The organism is Pseudomonas sp. A125 (assembly GCF_055409485.1).
In genome coordinates this window covers 276,032-296,806 of sequence record NZ_JBUZVP010000001.1, presented here as the reverse complement: position 1 = coordinate 296,806, position 20,775 = coordinate 276,032, and the positions used below count along the sequence as shown (strand labels likewise).

Sequence of the window (20,775 nt, the reverse complement as noted above, 5' to 3'; positions counted from 1 at the left end):
TAGGCGTGAACGAGATATTCATGCCTAAAAGCTTTCCTTATGATGAGGGAAACCTGTCGGCGAGTGTCGATTACCGTTTTGACGCCGAGCTGACAATACCCAAGCCGGAACTGGATATTCTTAACGCGCAAGATTGGTATGCAAGTCCAAGTGAGGAAGCGTGGCGAATTGCCAACCTTTACTTTGACGTCGCAATCATTGGGTTCTTTCCACTGCAAATAAGAAGCACGGTGCGCCATTTTGGCGGTGCGATCATATTACGGGTCTTTGGGTTGTCGAAAGGCTACTCGTATTCGCAATTGTTTTATGAAGAGGCAGAAGAGGGGCTGGTCCGTAATATCAAGTCGATTGGGTCGCGCTTCTGGTTTGGAGCAGGCTATGAACATTTGAAAGACGTTGAGCAAAACTTCCTTTCAAGCAGGGAGTGTTTTCTGCCAGTCGGCTTAAAAGGCGACTCGGCACCCGAACGCTGGGAAGGCAAACTCAGCAAAATTCTGTTTGTGTGCCCCCGGATTGGATCGTCTCCTTATTTTGAAACGATCTATAAAGATTTCGTTCGTGATTTTTCTGATTTCGAATACACGATAGGTGGCGCGCAGCCTATTGCGGTGTCGGATAAGAACGTCCTTGGTTTTGTCTCCGGGGAAGAACATTCATACAATATGAAACAGCACCGAATGATGTTCTATCATTCAACCGAACCCAACCATATTCATTATCACCCTTTTGAAGCCATCCGAGCGGGCATGCCTCTGCTGTTCATGGCCGGCGGCATGCTGGATAAAATGGGCGGCATAGGCTTGCCAGGTCGTTGCAAGACGGTCGCGGAGGCGAAAGCCAAAGCAAAACAACTGATGAATAACGATCAGACGCTGATTCAAAGCATCCGTACTTCCCAGATGGTTCTGCTTGAACCGATGAAAGCAAAAAACTGCGAGCAGGCCTGGCAGAGCGGTTTCAAAAAAGTACTGGCCGAGCTTGAGGCAGTGAAAAAGGAAAGTGTCGATCGTCCAGTGCGTCGCAAGCGTATCGCCGTCATCGTTCCTGTCGAATACAGAGGCGGAAGCCTGCGGGGCGCCAAGTTGATAGCAAACGCCCTTTACCACGGTAGTCGGCAAGCGGGCGAACCCGTCGACGTTGTGTTTCTTCATCTGGACAGTTCAGAAAGTTACTCTGCTGAAGAGTTCACGGACCTTGAACGCGAAATCTTGATTCGTCCCTATAAATGGAATGTGCTGGAGGCCGCACCCGCGCGCAGGGCCATGCGCTATTCCGGCCACGAAGGTTGGGAGCCTAAAAGCTCCCATTATTGGGTTGTCGATGATGGGATAAATAATCTCCAGGACTGTGACATCTGGCTCGTTATATCGGATCGCCTGGGCGGACCCTTGCTGCCGATGCGGCCCTCGGTACTGATGGTCTACGATTACCTGCAGCGGTATGTGCCCATACTTCCATTCGGCGCGGATCAGCCATTTCTGGACGCGGCGAGAAAAGCGTCAAAAGTACTGGTGACGACGGATTTCGCCAGGGAAGATGCTCTGAACTACGCAGGCGTATCGGCCGACAAGGTCTTTAAATTACCCATGCTGGCGCCTGATTTTTCCCAACTCAAAGGCAGTTTTGCCGAGAGTTCCAGTTATTTTTTATGGACCACGAATACCGCGATTCACAAAAATCATGTTAACGCTTTGAACGCACTGAAGTTTTATTATGAGGAACTCGGCGGCGTACTGGAATGCAGGATTACGGGTGTAGAAACCAAGAACTTGTTCAAAAGTCACTTGAAACACCTCAAACCGTTGGCTGAGACAGTCGCTAAAAGCCGGCCATTAAAGAAAAATATCAAGCTGCTGGGTGAGTTGCCCGATCGCAATTACCAGAGTCTATTGGCTGGCGCCGCGTTTTTATGGCATGCGGGCGCGATAGACAACGGTACGTTCAGCGTCATCGAGGCGGCGGGTCTTGGTGTGCCCTCGTTGAGCAGTGACTACCCCGCGATGAGAGAAATCGATAAACAGTTCTCCTTGACATTAAGTTGGATGAAATCTGACAAGCCTAAACAAATGGCAAGTCAGATTAAGGAAATGGAGCTTGCCTACTTGGAGCGTCGCAACACCCTGCCGTCTGGCGAAGTGCTGGCAGAGCAAAGTGTAGAGAAACTCGCGAGCGCGTATTGGCAAGTGGTTAGGGAGTGCCTATGAAAAGATTCGGAATTTACCTGGCCTATGCTCCTGGGCTGGACCTACGGCACGAAGGCCTGGGTCGGTACCTTGCGGCGTTCCTTAAAGGCGCCGCCGGACGAGACGACGTTAAATTTACGTTGGTATGTCCAAGTTGGACGAAAAAAGCACTTCACGAACTGTTTTTGAGTGAAGGTGTTCAGCAAGACGTGTTCGAGATCGTTTCTCCTTCAAGTGTTCCTATGATCTTGCGGTGCTACGAAGAATATATCGCCAGGAAAAAGAAACTGAAGAAAATGACGCTCAGGCAAAGAGTGGCGAAGAAACTGTTTCATTGGAAAGCCCTGCTGGTCAATGAAATTGAGCAGCGTTTGATTACGGTCGATTCCTACGCGGGCGTCTTTCGCCTGGGGATTGAAGCGGTCGCGTTATTTTTAGTGGGCGTGCTCCTCAGCCCTTTGCTGATCCTGATTCCGATTTATGCTGTTTTGTTGAAGTTGAAAATTTTTGTGCGCCGTATGTTACGACCGGTGAAGCGAGTGGTTAACCGCTTGCGGACGGCCGTGGGGGCTCCCAAGGAGGATGCCTTTGTACTTCGGTTATATCAGCGGCTGGAGCAGGTTGAGTCCGACCGCATGTTGAACATTATTAAGAATTTGCCGGACGTGAAAGCCTGGTATAGCCCCACGGCGTTCTGGCCGGAGTTTAATAAAATCCAGGCGCCACGCTTGATGTGTGTGCCCGATGTAGTTCTTTCAGACTTTCCTATTGGCTTCTCTCAAGTGGGTGGGGAGCGGTTCCTTAAAGTCTATGAACGGGTCGAGGCTGCCATCCACGGCGGGGAACACTTTGTGACGTACAGTAAAAGTGTTAAGTGGGAAACGCTGGTAGAGAGATACGCGCTGAAGCCCTCTCGTATTTCAGTGGTCTATCATGCGCCGAATGACCTGAGCAGTAATGTCGCTATTATTGGCTTGTCGGACGCGGCGTCAGCCACGAAAAACTACTGTTCTACCCTGTTCAAGAGAGCGTTGAAGAAAGCATCAAACTATTCGTATTCATCGACGTTTTTCAACGGCGACGCAAAATTCATATTCTATGCCAGCCAGTTTCGGCCAAATAAAAATGTTGTTTCTTTGCTGAAGGCGTATACCTACCTGTTACGCAATGACTTTATTCATCACAAGTTAATCTTGACCGGGCATGTAAGCGGCTTTGCGATCGTGAAGGATTTTATCCGTGATCATCATCTGGAGAATGATGTTCTTTGTGTGCACGGGTTGACCGTCCAGGAATTGGCAGCCTGTTACTCGCTGGCGGATCTCGCGGTTAACCCGAGCTTGAGTGAAGGAGGGTGCCCCTTCACGTTTACTGAGGCATTGTCCGTTGACACGCCAGTGGTGATGGCGCGGATACCCGTCACGGAAGAAGTCTTGGTGGACGCTGAGTTGCAGCGGCTGACTTTTTTCAATCCGTATGATTGGAAAGATATTGCCGATCGGATTCAGTGGGGGATACAAAATCGTGAGGCGTTACTGACTGTTCAGAAAGGCGCCTATGAGTTGCTTTCCATGCGCAACTGGACAGATGTTGTAAACGAGCACATTGATATATTGGATAAAATTTCGAGCCAAGCCATTTCTCGATAGGAGCAGGGCCCATGACGTCTCCTTCTGGTTTACTGATCCTTGGCTTCGGTGGTCACGCCCGTGCTGTGGCCGACGTCGCATTGACGTCGGGTATCAAGGAACTGCGCTTTATCGACGTTAATGCACGCCCGAATGAAACGTTCGGGCCGTTTCCAGTTTTGCCCAGTTGGGATGAAGCACCCTCGGCTGGCTGGTCTGTCATGCCCGCTTCAGGAGATGGTCTCGGCCGGGAAGCACAGTGTGATTGGGCAACGAAGCGCGGCTGGGCCCTGGCTACGCTTATTTCGCCAACGGCTACGGTAGGTTTTGGTGCGACGGTGGGGCCTGGAACCTTTATCGGGCATCACGCTCATGTCGGGCCCATGGCCTCGGTAGGGACGGGGTGCATTGTAAATACCGGTGCAATTGTCGAGCACGAGTGCCTGATAGGCGATTTTACGCATATCTCTATCAATGCGGCTGTCGCAGGAAGATGCCATATCGGACGGCTTTGTTTTATCGGTGCAGGTTCCACTGTCATAGATGGCATCAGGGTTAACGACGGTATAACGTTGGGCGGCGGTGCGTGTGCACACCGTGATCTGGACGAGGCCGGCATTTATGTCGGCGTGCCGGCGAGGAAAATGACAGGGAAATCGCCAGTTTGAAAGTCCTTCATTTCTTTAAAACCTATCATCCGCAAACGATGGGCGGGATTGAGCAAGTCATCTTCCAGCTGGCAGAAGGCGGCCGGAAGCTGGGGGTTGACGCGCAAGTATTATCCCTGAGTGCTGACGGCAATACACGTAACGTCAAGGTGGGTGAACACCTGGCCCACACCTCGAAACTCGACTTGCACATCGCCTCCACGGGGTTTTCGTTATCAGCTTTCAGGGACTTTTCGGCGCTGGCCAGGGAAGTTGACATTATTCACTATCACTTCCCATGGCCATTCATGGATCTGGTTCATTTTGCATCGCGTGTGCGTAAGCCAACGGTCGTCAGCTATCATTCGGACATCGTTAAGCAAAAGATGCTGCTGAAGTTTTACCAGCCGCTGATGTACAGTTTTTTGAACAGTGTCGATCGCATAGTTGCGTCGTCGCCGAAGTATGTAGAGAGCAGTCCGATACTGAAGAAATTTCAGGATAAGTTGACAGTCATACCGCTCGGTTTGGACAGGAATACTTACCCTCACGTATTGCCCGAGAAGTTAAGTTATTGGCGGAGGATGTTTGGAGGGCGCTTTTTTCTGTTTATTGGAGCCCTGCGCTACTATAAAGGATTGGAATACTTACTTGACGCGGCGTGTACGGCTCGGTTTCCAATCGTCATTCTGGGGCAGGGGCCGATGGAGGTTGAGCTGAAGGCCAAGGCCAAGAAGTTGGGGCTTTCACATGTCTATTTTCTTGGCGGCTTGGGCGACGATGACAAGACGGCGCTATTGATGCTGTGTTATGCGATGGTGTTTCCTTCTCATCTTCGTTCTGAAGCGTTTGGTATTTCACTTCTTGAAGCCGCGATGTTCGGTAAACCGCTTATTTCGTGTGAGATCGGAACGGGTACAACGTACATCAATATTGCCGGGGAAACCGGGCTGGTCATCCCGCCCTCTGACGTAGATGCATTGGCGAACGCGATGGTGACGCTGTGGGAGCATCCAGAATTGGCCAGTGAGATGGGCGCGCGGGCGGCACTGCGGTTTGAGCAGGTATTTGCGGCGGATCGAATGGTTGAAAGTTATGCAGACGTCTACCGTTCGTTGTTGCGGTGAGGTGCAAGGAAGCCAGCCGGATACCGGCTTCCTGACGGTCTAGTCTGCTGCGTGCTCCGCCAGTCAAGCCAGCATTGGGTACGTAAACAGCCCGAAATGCAGCAGGTTCAAGCCAAAGTGCGTAACAATCGCCGCACCCAGCCCGCCAAAGCGATACGCCAGGCCGTAGCCGAGGCCAGCGATGGTCGCCAGCAGTGTCCACTGCCAACCTGCCCCCAGGTGCACCAGCCCAAACAACAGCGCTGCCAACATCAGCGCCAAATTTTCCCCGTACGGCAACTGCCTGAACCGCCGACTCAACCCCCCTTGCACATACCCGCGAAACAACGCTTCCTCCACCAGTGTTACCAGCAGCAAATTATTCAACACCCACAACCACGCCTGTTCCGGCCACTTCGGCGCCCAACTGATGATGCCCAGCAATGCAGCGCCGCCGAGTGCGGCAATTGCTGTCAGGGTCAATGCCAGGGCGGTGGCATAGATCGACAGGCGCAGCGAGCGGCGGGCAACGATCCACGGGCAGGCCAGCAGCAACCAGAAGCCGATCAGCGGCTTATCCTGGTTCAAATACATCGAGAACGGCACGGCGTCGTCTGTAAAACGCTGCGGGGCGATCCCGCGTCCGTTGTAGAACCCCGGCAGCCAATGCATCGCCAACCCCAGCGCCAGTACGATAAACAACCCGTGTCCCAGATAACGCACCCAAGGGTTTCGCTGCTGGCGCACGGCAAACCCGGCCAACAGCAGCATGCCGACGGACAGCGCCGCCATCAATCCCAATTGCCCGTAGCTCAAGGCAAGTACATAGCCGATGGAAAGAAGCGCCAGGTACAGCCATGGCAACGCGAGCATGGGGAATCCTTGTGACTGTCAAAATCTGAAGGCGGCAGTATAACGAGCGTCACCCCCGGTAAAAATGAAAACACCGCCTGCAAGGGCGGTGTTTTATGTAGCGCGTGTTAGTTACGAGGCAATCAACTGTCGCAGCACGTAGTGCAGGATCCCGCCCGCCTTGAAGTACTCGACTTCATTCAGGGTATCGATGCGGCACAGCACTTCAACCTTCTCGCTGCTGCCATCTTCACGAGTGATTACCAGGGTCAGGTTCATGCGTGGCTCGATCTCGGCCTGGGTCAGGCCGAGGATGTCGACCTTCTCCTTGCCGGTCAGCTTCAACGCCTTGCGGTTCTGGTCCAGCTTGAACTGCAGTGGCAGCACGCCCATGCCCACCAGGTTGGAGCGGTGGATCCGCTCAAAGCTCTCGGCGATCACCGCCTTCACTCCCAGCAAGTTGGTGCCTTTGGCGGCCCAGTCGCGGCTTGAGCCGGTGCCGTATTCCTGGCCGGCAATCACCACCAACGGGGTGCCCGAGGCCTGGTATTTCATGGCGGCATCGTAGATCGGCATTTTCTCGCCGGTGGGAATGTAGATCGTGTTGCCGCCTTCTTCACCGCCGAGCATTTCGTTGCGGATGCGGATGTTGGCGAAGGTGCCGCGCATCATCACTTCGTGGTTGCCGCGACGTGAGCCGTAGGAGTTGAAGTCCCGTGGTTCGACGCCTTGCTCGCGCAGGTATTTGCCGGCCGGGCTGTCGGTCTTGATGTTGCCGGCGGGGGAGATGTGGTCGGTGGTCACCGAATCCCCCAGCAGGGCCAGCACGTTGGCGCCCTTGACGTCCTCGATCACCGGCAGTGGCCCGCCGATGTCGTCAAAGAACGGCGGATGCTGGATATAGGTGGAATCCTTCTGCCACACGTAGGTTGCGGCCTGCGGCACTTCGATGGCTTGCCATTGTTCGTCGCCGGCAAACACTTCGGCGTATTCCTTGTGGAACATGCCGGTGCTGACTTGCGCGACGGCGTCGGCAATTTCCTTGCTGCTGGGCCAGATGTCCCGCAGGTATACCGGTTTTCCGTCGGCGCCGTTGCCCAGTGGTTCGCTGCTGATGTCCATGCGTACGGTGCCGGCCAGTGCATAGGCCACAACGAGTGGCGGGGAGGCCAGCCAGTTGGTTTTCACCAGTGGGTGCACCCGGCCTTCGAAGTTGCGGTTGCCCGAGAGCACCGAGGCTACAGACAGGTCGGCTTTCTGGATGGCTTTTTCGATCGGCTCGGGCAGCGGCCCGGAATTGCCGATACAGGTGGTGCAGCCATAACCCACCAGCGCGAAACCCAGCGCGTCGAGGTATTGGGTCAAGCCCGCGGCTTTGTAATAGTCGGTGACCACCTTGGAGCCAGGCGCCAGGGAGGTTTTCACCCACGGCTTGCTCTTCAGTCCTTTCTCTACCGCCTTTTTCGCCACCAGGCCCGCCGCCATCATCACGCTCGGGTTGGAGGTGTTGGTGCAGGAGGTAATCGCCGCTATCACCACGGCGCCGTTTTTCAGGCGATAGGTCTGGCCTTCGAAGTCGTAGTCGGCTTCACCGATCAGGTCAGCATTACCTACTGCCACACCGCCACCGCCTTCGCTTTCCAGGCGGCCTTCTTCCTTGTTGGTCGGTTTGAATTGCAGGTCGAGGAAGTCGCTGAAGGCTTGGCCAACGTTCGGCAGCGAGACGCGGTCTTGCGGGCGTTTCGGCCCGGCCAGGCTGGCTTCGACGGTGCCCATGTCCAGCGCCAGGCTGTCAGTGAAGATGGGTTCCTGCCCGGCATTGCGCCACAGGCCCTGGGCCTTGGTGTAAGCCTCTACCAGTTTGACGCTTTCCGTAGGACGGCCCGACAGGCGCAGGTAGTCCAAAGTCACTTCGTCCACTGGGAAGAAGCCGCAGGTGGCGCCGTATTCCGGAGCCATGTTGGCGATGGTGGCGCGGTCTGCCAGCGGCAACTCGGCCAGGCCGTCCCCATAGAATTCGACGAATTTGCCGACCACACCCTTTTTACGCAGCATTTGCGTGACAGTCAGCACCAGGTCGGTGGCGGTGATGCCTTCTTTCAGTTTGCCGGTGAGCTTGAAGCCGATCACTTCCGGGATCAGCATCGACACTGGCTGGCCGAGCATCGCGGCTTCCGCTTCGATCCCGCCCACGCCCCAGCCCAGTACGCCGAGGCCGTTGATCATGGTGGTGTGGGAGTCGGTGCCTACAAGCGTGTCGGGGAAGGCGTAGGTGCGGCCGTCTTCATCTTTGGTCCACACGGTGCGGCCGAGGTATTCCAGGTTGACCTGGTGGCAGATGCCGGTGCCCGGTGGTACCACGCTGAAGTTGTCGAAGGCGCTCTGGCCCCAGCGCAGGAAGGCGTAGCGTTCGCCGTTGCGCTGCATTTCGATGTCGACGTTTTCCTGGAAGGCGCCGGTGGTGGCGAACTTGTCGACCATCACCGAGTGGTCGATCACAAGGTCCACCGGTGAGAGCGGGTTGATGCGCTGCGGGTCACCGCCGGCCTTGGCCACGGCGGCGCGCATGGCGGCCAGGTCAACCACGGCGGGCACGCCGGTAAAGTCTTGCATCAGCACACGAGCGGGGCGGTACTGGATCTCGCGGTCGGAGCGGCGCTCCTTGAGCCAGGCAGCAATGGCCTTGAGGTCGGCGCCGGTAACGGTCTTTTCGTCTTCCCAACGCAGCAGGTTTTCCAGCAGCACCTTGAGCGACATTGGCAGCTTGTCCAGGTCACCCAGGCTCTTGGCGGCTTCGGGCAGGCTGAAGTAGTGATAGGTCTTGTCGTCGATCTGTAAGGTTTTAAGGGTTCTCAGGCTATCAAGGGATGACATTACATGACTCCTTATGGTCCGCACGGCTACGGACCTGACGGGACGAACAGAGCTTACAAATTAGCCCTGTTTTAAGTAGCTGGCTAATTACTGGACTCTATGGGCAAGTCCAAGGTTCCGAACTCGGCTATCATGCGCGCGTTTTCATGACAGGCATTGCGCTATAGCAAGCCCGTGATCCAGGAGAGTTGATGAACACCCTTTTTATGCACTGCCGCCCGGGTTTTGAAGGCGAAGTCTGTTCCGAGATCGCGGAACACGCCGCACGCCTGAACGTTTCGGGCTACGCCAAGGCCAAGACCGGCAGCGCCTGCGCCGAATTCGTGTGCACCGAAGAAGACGGCGCCCAGCGCCTGATGCGCGGCCAACGCTTTGCCGAGCTGATCTTCCCAAGGCAGTGGGCGCGTGGGGTGTTCATCGATTTGCCGGAAACCGACCGAATCAGCGTGATCCTGGCGCACCTGCGCGATTTCCCGGTGTGCGGCAGCCTGTGGCTGGAAATGGTCGACACCAACGATGGCAAAGAACTGTCGAACTTCTGCAAGAAATTCGAAGTGCACCTGCGCAAGGCGCTGATGGCTGCCGGCAAGCTGGTGGAAGACGCTACCAAACCGCGCCTGTTGCTGACCTTCAAGAGTGGCCGCGAAGTGTTCATGGGCCTGGCCGAGTCGAACAACTCGGCGATGTGGCCGATGGGCATTCCGCGCCTTAAATTCCCGCGTGACGCGCCAAGCCGCTCGACCTTGAAACTGGAAGAGGCCTGGCACCACTTTATCCCTCGTGACCAGTGGGACGAGCGCCTGCACAGTGACATGACCGGCGTCGACCTCGGCGCGGCGCCCGGCGGCTGGACCTGGCAGTTGGTCAACCGTGGCATGCTGGTGACCGCCATCGACAACGGCCCGATGGCCGAAAGCCTGATGGACACCGGCCTGGTGCAGCACCTGATGGCCGACGGTTTCATCTACACCCCCAAGCAGCCGGTAGACTGGATGGTGTGCGACATCGTCGAGAAACCGGCGCGCAACGCAGCCCTGCTGGAAACCTGGATTGGCGAGGGACATTGCCGTGAGGCGGTGGTCAACCTGAAACTGCCGATGAAGCAGCGTTATGCCGAAGTGAAGCGCTTGCTCGAACGCATCGCGGAAGGCTTCAAGGAGCGAGGCATCCGGGTAGAGATCGGCTGCAAACAGCTGTACCACGACCGTGAAGAAGTGACCTGCCATTTGCGCCGGTTGGATGTTAAGAAGCCAAAGGCCCGGTAAACGCTGCTTCAGGTAGGAGCGAGCTGGCTCGCGAAAAACCAGAGGGCGCCGCTGGCTACCTGGCGCCCCGCGTTACCGTTAAAATGCCGGCCTGTTTAGGAGTAAACCATGAGCCTGACCCCTGATTTACCCGTCGATGCTGTCCTCGACGCCACCGGCCTCAACTGCCCGGAACCGGTGATGATGCTGCACCAGCACATCCGTGACCTGGCGCCCGGTGGCTTGCTCAAGGTGATTGCGACGGATCCGTCGACCCGTCGCGATATCCCCAAGTTCTGCGTGTTCCTTGACCATGAACTGGTCGACCAGCAGGAACAGGCAGGCACTTACCTGTACTGGATCCGCAAGAAGACGGCTTAAGCCCGGCGATTCCGCTTGCGTGCACTGCGCACCAGGCGGATCACCAGCATCGCTGCCGCACAGCTCAGGCCCACGATCAACCCCTGCCACAACCCGCTCGGGCCGCGGGCCTGGCCCAGCCAGTCGGTCAGCCCCAGTGCATAGCCCACCGGCAAGCCCACGCCCCAATACGCAAACAGCGTCAGCACCATGGTCACCCGTGTGTCCTGGTAACCGCGCAACGCGCCGGCAGCCGTGACCTGGATCGCGTCCGAAAACTGAAACAGCGCCGCAAACACAATCAGCATCGCCGCCACCTGGATCACCAGTGGGTCTGAGGTGTAGAGGGTGGCGATGTGTTCGCGAAACAGCAGCATCAGGCTGCAGGACAGGCAGGCGTAAACCAGCGCGGTGCCCATCCCCACACCGGCGGCGAAGCGCGCTTCACGCGGTTCGCCACGGCCCAGGGCCTGGCCGACGCGCACGGTCACGGCCATGCTCAGGGAGTAGGGGATCATGAACACCAGCGAGCTGAAGTTCAGCGCAATCTGGTGCCCGGCCACCACCGTGGCGCCGAGGCTGCCGATCAGCAGCGCGATTACCGCGAAGATGCTCGATTCGGCAAACACCGCAATCCCGATCGGCAAGCCAATGCCCAATACGCGCTTGATCACCGACCACTGCGGCCAGTCGAAGCGCTTGAACAGCTCGCTGCTCTGATACACCGGCGCCCAGCGGGTCCAGGCAGCCAGGCCGAGCATCATCACCCACATCACGATCGACGTGGCCCAGCCACAACCGATGCCGCCCATGGCCGGCACGCCGAAGTGGCCGTAGATGAACACATAGTTCAGCGGAATATTCAGCGCCAGCCCGCACAGGCCCATGACCATGCTTGGCCGTGTGCGGCCCAGGCCGTCGCTGAAGCAGCGCAGCACGTAATACAGCGCGATCGCCGGCATACCCGAGGCGATGCCGTGCAGGTAGCCCATGCACGGCTTGATCAGCTCGGGATCGACGTTCATCAGGTGCAGGATCGGTTCGGCGCTGATCAGCAACAGCAGCGCGGTAATCCCCACCACCAGCGCCAGCCACATCGACTGGCGCACCAGCGGGCCGATTTCGCCGTGGGTGCCGGCGCCAAAGCGCTGGGCGACCTTTGGCGTGGTGGCCAGCAGGGTGCCGGTCATCAGCAGGTACACCGGGATCCAGATGGAGTTGCCCAGGGCCACCGCCGCCAGGTCCCGGGAGCTGACACGCCCGGCCATCACCGCATCGACAAAACCCATGGCGGTAGTCGCCAGTTGCCCGATCATGATCGGCAGCGCAAGGGTCAGCAGGTTGCGTACCTCAAGGCTGACGCGGGCGGGGCGGGAGAGGGCGGTGGTGGTTGCGGCAGTGTTCACGTACAGATGTCCGATAAGGGGGAGCGCAGGACGGCGCATTCTACGCCCTGACGTGTTGGTCAGGAAAAAACCTGTGTTGTGGATTTGTAAGCGCTTCACAGTGCACAAATTGCTTCTTGTAGCGAGCGAGCTTGCTGTGGCGAGGGAGCTTGCTCCCGCTGGGCTGCGCAGCAGCCCCAAAACGGGCAACCGCTGTGTACCTGAAAAAAACACGGCGCTGCATTCGGGAGCGCTCCGCACTCCAGCGGGAGCAAGCTCCCTCGCCACACGGAAAACCGCTGTACACTGCTGATCCGCGAAAAGGAGCCTGCCATGCTGATTGTTGCCGACGAAAATATCCCGCTGCTCGATGCATTCTTCGAAGGATTTGGCGAGATTCGCCGGGTTCCGGGCCGCTCCATCGACCGCGCGACCCTCGAGCAGGCCGATGTGCTGCTGGTGCGCTCGGTGACCAACGTCAACCGGGCCTTGCTCGAAGGCACGCCAGTCCGGTTTGTCGGTACCTGCACCATCGGCACCGACCACCTCGACCTCGATTACTTCCAGCGCGCCGGCATCCAGTGGTCCAGTGCTCCCGGCTGCAATGCCCGCGGCGTGGTCGACTATGTACTGGGTAGCCTGCTGACCCTGGCAGAGATCGAAGGCGCCGACCTGGCCCAGCGCACCTACGGCGTGGTGGGCGCCGGTGAAGTCGGCGGGCGACTGGTCAAGGTGCTCAAGGCTTTGGGCTGGAATGTGCTGGTGTGCGACCCGCCCCGGCAGATCGCCGAGGACGGCGATTACGTCAGCCTGGAGCAGATCGTCGAGCAGTGCGATGTGATCAGCCTGCACACGCCGTTGAACAAATCCGGTAACGGCTCGACCTGGCACTTGTTTGACCGTGAGCGCCTCAACCAGCTCAAGGCCGGCGCCTGGCTGATCAACGCCAGCCGTGGCCCGGTGGTGGACAACGCCGCCCTCAGGGACGTGCTGCTGGAACGCGAAGACTTGCAGGCCGTGCTGGATGTGTGGGAAGGCGAGCCTCAGGTGGACGTCGACCTGGCCGACTTGTGTGTACTGGCCACACCGCATATCGCCGGCTACAGTCTGGACGGCAAGCAACGCGGCACGGCGCAGATCTATCAGGCGTTTTGCCGGCATCTTGGTCAGGACCCTACTGTTCAGTTGAGCGACCTGCTCCCGGCACCCTGGCTTGCCGAAGTCAGCTTCAATGCCAATACCGATCCGGCCTGGGCCTTGGCGACCCTGTGCCGCAGCGTGTACGACCCGCGCCGGGATGATGCGGATTTTCGCCGCAGCCTGGTAGGAACTGTGGATGAGCAGCGCAAGGCATTCGACCTGCTGCGCAAACACTACCCGCAGCGGCGTGAGATCGATGGCTTGAAGGTGCGGATCAACGGTGAGTCTGCCGCGCTGTCGAGCATCGTCGCGGCCTTGGGCGCACAAGCAATCTGAGCCCATAAAAAACCCGGCCATCAAGGCCGGGTTTAAAAGAGCGTGGGCGAATCAGCCTTGCTTGGCGGGCTTGACCAATTTCTGCTCCAGTTCGGCGCATGCGCTCTGGATCATTTCTTCGGTGATTTGCACTTCGCGGCCTTGAGCGTCGATGTATGAGCATGGCAACTGCTGCGGTTGGCGGATCACTTCAATTTTGGCGTTGCTGCTGTTTTGCAAGGACATGGCCCGTCTCCTCATCAGGTTGTGTACCTACTCTAAAATCCCCGCGTGACCGCGTTGTTACAACTCCATACACGGTCGGCGGATCGAATGCCCAGTCCAGCAGAAACCGATACAAATTTCCAGCCGGGCTTTAGACCGATAGCCTCTAGGTGCCAGGTTCGGCAAGCATAATTAACCTGACTCATTGTGATTCATCCAAGTTCCCCCCATGTAGCTGTGTAGGCTCCCGTCTCCAACACCTCAGGTGAAACCTTTCATGTTCTCAGCCCGCCAACGCCGCGCGATCCGCCTGGCCAGCCGCTTCATCTCTCCCTACCGCTGGCAGGCCTTGGGGGCATTGTTGGCGTTGATCGTCACCGCCGGCATCACCTTGTCCATGGGGCAAGGCATTCGCCTGCTGGTGGACCAGGGGTTCATGACCCGGTCGCCGCATTTGCTCAATCAGTCTATCGGGCTGTTCATGGTATTGGTGCTGGGCCTGGCCGCGGGTACTTTTGCGCGCTTCTACCTGGTGTCGTGGATCGGCGAGCGGGTGGTGGCGGACATCCGGCGGCAAGTCTTCAATCACTTGATTTACCTGCACCCGGGCTTTTACGAAAACAACCGCAGCTCGGAAATCCAGTCGCGCCTGACCACCGACAGCACCTTGTTGCAATCAGTCATCGGCTCCTCGTTGTCGCTGTTCCTGCGCAACGGTTTGATGGTGATCGGCGGGATTGTGCTGCTATTCATCACCAACCCCAAGCTCACCAGCATTGTCGTCGTAGCCTTGCCCTTGGTGCTGGCGCCGATTTTAATCTTCGGCCGCCGGGTACGGAGCTTGTCGCGCTTGAGCCAGGACCGTATCGCCGACGTGGGCAGCTATGTGTCCGAGACACTTGGCCAGATCAAGACCGTGCAAGCCTACAACCACCAGGTGCAGGACGAGCAGCGCTTCGCGGTGACGGTGGAGGAGGCTTTCACCACAGCCCGCAAGCGTATCCTGCAGCGCTCGTGGCTGATTACCCTGGTGATCATGCTGGTGCTGGGCGCCGTGGGCGTGATGCTCTGGGTGGGTGGCATGGACGTGATTGACGGGCGTATTTCCAGTGGCGAGCTGGCGGCGTTCGTGTTCTACAGCCTGATCGTCGGCAGTTCTGTCGGCACATTGAGTGAGGTGTTGGGCGAGCTCCAGCGCGCCGCAGGTGCAGCGGAGCGGATTGGGGAATTGTTGCAATCGAGCAGTGAGATCAAGGCGCCCGAGGCAAACATGATCAAGCTGCCGGAGCGGGTCAGTGGCCGGTTGGAGCTGCAGGATTTGCGCTTTTCCTACCCGTCACGCCCAGACAACTATGCAATTGATGGCCTGAACCTGGTGATCAACGCTGGCGAAACTCTGGCCCTGGTCGGTCCGTCCGGTGCTGGTAAATCGACAATCTTCGACCTGTTGCTGCGCTTCTACGATCCCCAGCAAGGTCGCGTCCTGCTGGAAGGTCACCCCCTGACTGACCTTGACCCCCTGGACCTGCGCCGCTGTTTCGCGCTGGTGTCCCAGAGCCCGGCGCTGTTTTTCGGCACCGTTGAAGAGAACATCCGCTACGGCAATCCGTCTGCCACCATCGCTCAGGTTGAAGAGGCGGCGCGCATCGCCCACGCCCACGATTTCATCCTGCAAATGCCCGATGGCTACCAGACTCACCTGGGCGACGGCGGCATGGGGCTCTCCGGTGGCCAGCGCCAACGCCTGGCCATCGCCCGAGCGTTGCTGGTGGATGCACCGATCCTGCTGCTGGACGAAGCCACCAGCGCGCTGGATGCCCAGAGCGAACACTTGATCCAGCAAGCGTTGCCGCAGCTGATGCAAGGGCGCACCACGCTGGTGATCGCCCACAGGCTGGCCACGGTGAAGAACGCCGACCGGATTGCTGTGATGGACCAAGGGAAGCTGGTAGCGGTGGGTACGCATCAGCAGTTGATCGCGAGTAATCCGCTGTACGCGCGGCTGGCGGCGCTGCAGTTCAGTGAGGGTGAATCGAACACGCACTAAATTACCGCCCATAAAAATGCCCGCATCTCTCAATGCGGGCATTTTTTTTGGCGGCGTTACTTATTGATCATCAAAATACCGTTCATGCCAATCCACCAGCGGCTGTGGTGCATTGAGCTTCTGCCCGTAGATCACCGAATAAGACAGCACGTTCTGCACATACTGGCGGGTTTCATCAAACGGGATGCTTTCAACCCACACGTCGAAACTCAGGTGGTCGGCGCCGCGCAGCCATTGGCGAACACGGCCCGGGCCGGCGTTGTAGGCGGCGGTGGCGAGCACGCGGTTACCGTTGAACTGGGCGTGGACCTGGCTCAGGTAAGCGGCGCCGAGCTGGATGTTCTTGTCCGGGTCGAGCACTTGCTGTGGCGAGGCCAGCGGGATGCTGAACTTGCGCGCGGTTTCCTTGGCGGTGCCGGGCATCAGTTGCATCAGGCCGGTGGCACCCACGCCGGAGCGGGCGTCGTCCATGAAGGCGCTTTCCTGGCGGGTGATCGCAAACACCCAGCTCGAATGCACGCCGCGGATCTTGGCTTCACGCACGAGGGTGTCGCGGTGGGCCATCGGGAAGCGAATGTCCAGGTCATCCCAGTACTGCGCCTGGCTGATGGTGCGGATCGCCGGGAAGTACCACTTCATGTCATAGGCCAACTTGGCCTGGGCGACCATCTCGTCGCGGTTGAAGTGCCGGCTGACGTGGTACCACTCGCGGCGGCCATCAACAATTTGGCCACGGGCGTAGAACTCCAGGGCACGGCGTACGCCCGGTGTGTTGCGCACCTTGTTGACCAGCGCCTGGCTCATCACCAGCGGCTTGTTGTTCAGTTGGTACGGGGATTGGGAGCGATCCGCCGCCAGGAAGCCATAGAAGTCACGCTCCTTGGCCAGGCCCTTGTACATCACCAGGGCTTGCGGGTTCTTCGGCTCTGCCAGCTCCAGGCTGCGGGCCTGCCAGTAGCGCCAGCGGTTGGTGGTGGCCAGGTCCTGCGGGAGCTTGCGGGTCAACTGGTAGGCGTCTTCCCAGCGCGCCAGGCGCAACAGCAGGCGCAGGCGCCATTCGGAAACGGTGTTGTCCCGCAGCTCCGGGTCATATTTGGTCATCACGTCGAGGGCACGCGGGTCGTAGCGGCGCGCGAGGGTCAGGCCGATTTCCCGGGCGATAGACACTTTTTCGTCACGAGAGAAGTGCATGCTGTTGGCATAACCGTCGAGCAGGGCCATGGCCTTGTCCGGGTCCTGGCGTGCCAGGCGGCGAAGCCCCAGGCCAACGGCGTCGGCCATGGCCTCGTTGGCCGGCAGGAAGCGCGATGGGTCGCCGAGCATGTCGGGTTTTTGCGCCACGTCGACCATCAGGCGGCCCTGGGCGCCGAGGGTCGGCAGGGTTTTTACCAGGCTGTTGGCCAACGGGTAGTTGCGCGCTTCGGCAGCCAGCTTGGCGCGGTCCCAGATTTTCTGTTCGGTCAGTTGGCCGTCGGCGGCCCACTGGCCAAAGGTTGCATCACAGGCGGCAGGCTGGGACTTACCGGTGAGCCACAGCTTCTCGGTGGTTTTGTAGCCTTCGGCCTTGAGGTTGTGGGTCAGCTGGAATTGGCCGTGAAGGCAGTCCAGTTCGACGAAGTTGAGTTTGGCGTCGTAGTACTTTTCAAAGGTTTGCCAGTCGCCACGGTCTGCCAGCCAGCGCAACCAGCGCAGTTTCATCCAGTTGGCCTGGGGCAGGTCACCGTTCTTGGCGAGGAATTGTTCGATTTCCTCGTTGCTGGCGGTTTTCAGGCGTGCGGTCAGTTCATCGTAGGCCAGGTACGGCGTCAGCGGGTAGTCGGCCAGGGCCTGGCTGTATTGGAAATACGGGCCGCTGTCACCTTTGGCGAGGGCTCGTTTGGCTTCATCGTAATATTGACGTTGGGTGGTGAGGTCCACGGCCTGGGCGGATTGAACGGCGGTGGCAGAAAGAAGCAGACAAGATAAAAAGCTGAAAAGGCGACTGCGCATGAGACGTCCGTGCAAAGGAAACTGGACTAGTGCCGACGTCGCCGACACTGATTGCCCCTAGCTTAGCCTTTTGCCCGCAATCGGTGAAAGCTTTGCCGGTCGCTTCGTTCAAGTTCATCTCAAATGTCCAACAGAACGTGTCAGCGGCGAAAATGCCGGCCGCCTCGAGCCCTAAGTCAGGTAGAATGCGCGCCCAGTTTTTGGAGAAGCGTATGACCCTGCTCAAATTAAGCGATGTGTCCCTTGCTTTCGGCGCTATGCCGTTGTTGGACAAGGTGTCCTGGCAGATCGCCCGTGGTGAGCGGGTGTGCATCATCGGCCGCAACGGCACCGGCAAGTCCAGCATGATGAAGCTGGTAAAGGGCGATCAGAAGCCTGACGAAGGCTCTGTATGGCGCGCCCCAGGCCTCAAGATCGGCGAATTGCCGCAGGAATTGCCGGTGGCCGACGGACGGACAGTGTTCGACGTGGTTGCCGAAGGCCTGGATGGTGTGGGCGCATTGCTTGCCCAATACCATCACCTGGCGCAGAACTGCGTCACCGAAGAAGACCTGAACAAGCTGATGCACGTCCAGCAGGACCTCGAAGCCCGTGACGGCTGGCGCCTGCAGCAATTGGTCGACAGCACCCTGAGCCGCCTGCAGTTGCCGGCCGACAAGACCCTCGCCGAATTGTCCGGCGGCTGGCGTCGCCGCGTCCTGCTGGCCCAGGCCCTGGTTTCCGAACCCGACCTGCTGCTGCTCGATGAGCCGACCAACCACCTGGACATCGGCGCAATTGCCTGGCTTGAAGAAGCCCTCAAGGATTTCCAGGGCGCCGTGCTGTTCATCACGCACGACCGTTCCTTCCTGCAAAACCTTGCCACGCGCATCCTCGAACTGGATCGCGGCGGCCTGATCGACTGGAACGGCGACTACGCCAGCTTCCTGGTGCACAAGGAAGCCAGCCTGGCTGCCGAAGACACCGCCAACGCATTGTTTGACAAGAAGCTGGCCCAGGAAGAAGTCTGGATCCGCCAGGGCATCAAGGCACGTCGTACCCGTAACGAAGGTCGCGTACGCGCCCTCAAGGCCCTGCGCAACGAGCGCAGCGAGCGTCGTGAGCGCACCGGCAAGGCCAACATTCAGCTGGATACTGCCGACAAGTCGGGCAAGCAAGTGATGGTCCTGGAAAACGTGAGCTTCCATCACCCGGACGGCCCGTTCCTGATCAAGGACTTCTCGATGGTCCTGCAGCGCGGCGACCGTATCGGCCTGCTTGGCGCCAACGGTACCGGCAAGACCACCTTGCTCAAGCTGATGCTCAACGGCCTGAAACCCACCAGCGGCACAGTGGAAGAGGGCACACGCATCGACGTGGCCTACTTCGACCAGTTGCGCCACCAGTTGGACCTGGAAAAAACCGTGATCGACAACGTCGCCGAAGGGCGCGACTTTATCGACATCGACGGCCAGAGCCGCCACGTGTTGAGCTACCTGGGCGACTTCCTGTTCAGCCCGCAGCGTGCGCGTACGCCGGTCAAGGCTTTGTCCGGTGGTGAGCGTGCGCGCCTGCTGCTGGCCAAGCTGTTCAGCAAGCCGGCCAACCTGCTGGTGCTCGATGAACCGACCAACGACCTGGACGTGGAAACGCTGGAACTGCTGGAAGAGGTCTTGCTGACCTTCAACGGCACCGTACTGATGGTCAGCCACGACCGGGCATTCCTCGACAACGTGGTTACCAGCACCCTGGTGTTTGAGGGCGAAGGCCTGGTACGTGAATACGTCGGTGGTTATCAGGACTGGCTGCGTCAGGGCGGCTCGCCGCGCCTGCTGGGCGTGACCGAGAGCAAGTCCGGCAAGGCCGACCTGACTTCGGCCGTGGTTGCGCCGGTGGCTGAGGCTCCAGCGCCTGCACAAGAAGCGCCGGCCGCGAAGAAAAAGCTCAGCTACAAACTGCAGCGCGAGCTGGAAGCACTGCCGGGCGATATCGACGCCAAGGAACAGCAGATTGCCGCGGTTGAAGCGGAAATGGCTGACGCGGGTTTCTATGTGCGTCCTGCTGCAGAAACCGCCAAGGTGATTGCATCGCTTGAGCAGTTGAACAACGAGCTGGAAGTGCTGGTTGAACGCTGGGCCGAGCTGGATGCCTGAGTGATTCAAGTGCAATAAAAAACCGGTGCTCATTTATATGAGCACCGGTTTTTTTATATGAAATACAGTTCAAATGTGGGAGCTGCTCCCACATTAGATCGCCGTTGGTCTTACGAGCCCTTTACCAGTTTTACTGCCAGCACATCGCACGGTGCGCCGTGCAGCACGTCGTTGGCGGTGGAACCCAGCAACAACGCCAGGCCGTGGCGGCCATGGCTGCCGACCACGATCAGGTCGCAACCTTGCTCTTTGGCCAGGTGGTGGATTTCCTGGCGCGGCTGGCCGTAGGTCAGGTGGCTCTGGTCTTTTTTCAGGGCCGGGTATTTGTTGATCAGCCGCTCCAGGCGTTCCTTGGCCTGTTCGAACTGCTGCTGTTGCAGCTGCGAAAGGTCCATCGGCACGTCGCCACCAAAGGCCATGGCCATCGGTTCGACGATATGCACCAGGGACAGTTTCACCGAGTCGCCAGCAAGGCCCACGGCCCGCTTGATCACGGGGTCGCATTCTTCGGTCAGGTCCACGGCGACCAGAATATGTTCGTAGGGCATGAGGGGTTCCTCCAAGGGACAGCGATAAGTTCAGTATGGCTGGTTTCAAGCGGATGGGGTTGCGTCAGGTCAAATCCGCTCATCAAGAAATTCGGGAGTA

The 20,775-nt window shown here is 58.5% G+C and carries 15 protein-coding genes; 9 read left to right on the top strand and 6 right to left on the bottom strand.

Annotated elements, in window-relative coordinates; translation table 11 throughout:
* Positions 1-20: 20 nt before the first annotated feature.
* The 4 genes from ACZRN6_RS01375 to ACZRN6_RS01360 are packed head-to-tail and all read left to right on the top strand — an operon-like array spanning position 21 to position 5,585.
* Positions 21-2,204, top strand: a complete 2,184-nt coding sequence (locus tag ACZRN6_RS01375; RefSeq protein ID WP_322143957.1) for a glycosyltransferase family protein — start codon at positions 21-23, stop codon at positions 2,202-2,204.
* Positions 2,201-3,832, top strand: coding sequence for a glycosyltransferase (locus tag ACZRN6_RS01370; RefSeq protein WP_464007047.1), 1,632 nt, complete (start codon positions 2,201-2,203; stop codon positions 3,830-3,832). The genes ACZRN6_RS01375 and ACZRN6_RS01370 overlap by 4 nt, the downstream gene beginning before the upstream one ends.
* Before the next feature lie 11 nt (positions 3,833-3,843).
* On the top strand, positions 3,844-4,479 hold the full coding sequence (locus tag ACZRN6_RS01365; protein ID WP_464007046.1) for an acetyltransferase: 636 nt from the start codon (positions 3,844-3,846) through the stop codon (positions 4,477-4,479).
* Complete coding sequence (locus ACZRN6_RS01360) at positions 4,476-5,585, top strand: glycosyltransferase family 4 protein (protein ID WP_322143960.1); 1,110 nt, start codon at positions 4,476-4,478, stop codon at positions 5,583-5,585. Before ACZRN6_RS01365 ends, ACZRN6_RS01360 begins: the two co-directional genes overlap by 4 nt.
* A gap of 63 nt (positions 5,586-5,648) precedes the next feature.
* Here the strand turns inward: ACZRN6_RS01360 and ACZRN6_RS01355 are convergent, their stop codons facing one another.
* Positions 5,649-6,437 (bottom strand): lysostaphin resistance A-like protein, encoded by a 789-nt coding sequence (locus ACZRN6_RS01355; protein WP_464007045.1) that lies wholly within the window; start codon positions 6,435-6,437, stop codon positions 5,649-5,651.
* Positions 6,438-6,548: 111 nt separating this feature from the next.
* On the bottom strand, positions 6,549-9,290 hold the full coding sequence (gene acnA, locus ACZRN6_RS01350) for an aconitate hydratase AcnA (protein WP_464007044.1): 2,742 nt from the start codon (positions 9,288-9,290) through the stop codon (positions 6,549-6,551).
* A gap of 191 nt (positions 9,291-9,481) precedes the next feature.
* On the opposite strand from acnA, the gene rlmM reads away from it, so the two are divergent.
* Positions 9,482-10,555, top strand: a complete 1,074-nt coding sequence (gene rlmM, locus ACZRN6_RS01345) for a 23S rRNA (cytidine(2498)-2'-O)-methyltransferase RlmM (protein ID WP_322143963.1) — start codon at positions 9,482-9,484, stop codon at positions 10,553-10,555.
* Positions 10,556-10,663: 108 nt separating this feature from the next.
* Positions 10,664-10,915, top strand: coding sequence for a sulfurtransferase TusA (gene tusA / locus ACZRN6_RS01340; RefSeq protein ID WP_322143964.1), 252 nt, complete (start codon positions 10,664-10,666; stop codon positions 10,913-10,915).
* Here the strand turns inward: tusA and ACZRN6_RS01335 are convergent.
* Positions 10,912-12,300: an MATE family efflux transporter gene (locus ACZRN6_RS01335; protein WP_464007043.1), complete on the bottom strand. Its 1,389-nt coding sequence runs from the start codon at positions 12,298-12,300 to the stop codon at positions 10,912-10,914. The two genes, tusA and ACZRN6_RS01335, sit on opposite strands and share 4 nt — an antisense overlap.
* A 312-nt stretch (positions 12,301-12,612) precedes the next feature.
* On the opposite strand from ACZRN6_RS01335, the gene pdxB reads away from it, so the two are divergent.
* Positions 12,613-13,755: a 4-phosphoerythronate dehydrogenase PdxB gene (gene pdxB, locus ACZRN6_RS01330; protein WP_464007042.1), complete on the top strand. Its 1,143-nt coding sequence runs from the start codon at positions 12,613-12,615 to the stop codon at positions 13,753-13,755.
* Positions 13,756-13,806: 51 nt separating this feature from the next.
* Here pdxB and ACZRN6_RS01325 read toward each other — a convergent pair whose 3' ends face one another.
* Positions 13,807-13,980, bottom strand: a complete 174-nt coding sequence (locus ACZRN6_RS01325) for a PA1571 family protein (protein WP_176438723.1) — start codon at positions 13,978-13,980, stop codon at positions 13,807-13,809.
* Between the two features lie 256 nt (positions 13,981-14,236).
* Here ACZRN6_RS01325 and ACZRN6_RS01320 point away from each other — a divergent pair, with 256 nt between their 5' ends.
* Positions 14,237-16,006 carry an ABC transporter transmembrane domain-containing protein gene (locus ACZRN6_RS01320; protein ID WP_464007041.1) on the top strand — a complete coding sequence of 590 codons (1,770 nt, stop codon included), beginning with the start codon at positions 14,237-14,239 and terminating at the stop codon, positions 16,004-16,006.
* 60 nt (positions 16,007-16,066) lie between these two features.
* Here ACZRN6_RS01320 and ACZRN6_RS01315 read toward each other — a convergent pair whose 3' ends face one another.
* On the bottom strand, positions 16,067-17,995 hold the full coding sequence (locus ACZRN6_RS01315; RefSeq protein ID WP_464007040.1) for a transglycosylase SLT domain-containing protein: 1,929 nt from the start codon (positions 17,993-17,995) through the stop codon (positions 16,067-16,069).
* Between the two features lie 212 nt (positions 17,996-18,207).
* Between ACZRN6_RS01315 and ACZRN6_RS01310 the strand changes: the two genes are divergently transcribed.
* Complete coding sequence (locus ACZRN6_RS01310; protein ID WP_322143969.1) at positions 18,208-20,127, top strand: ATP-binding cassette domain-containing protein; 1,920 nt, start codon at positions 18,208-18,210, stop codon at positions 20,125-20,127.
* 110 nt (positions 20,128-20,237) lie between these two features.
* Here ACZRN6_RS01310 and ACZRN6_RS01305 read toward each other — a convergent pair whose 3' ends face one another.
* On the bottom strand, positions 20,238-20,675 hold the full coding sequence (locus ACZRN6_RS01305; RefSeq protein WP_464007039.1) for a universal stress protein: 438 nt from the start codon (positions 20,673-20,675) through the stop codon (positions 20,238-20,240).
* Positions 20,676-20,775: the final 100 nt, after the last annotated feature.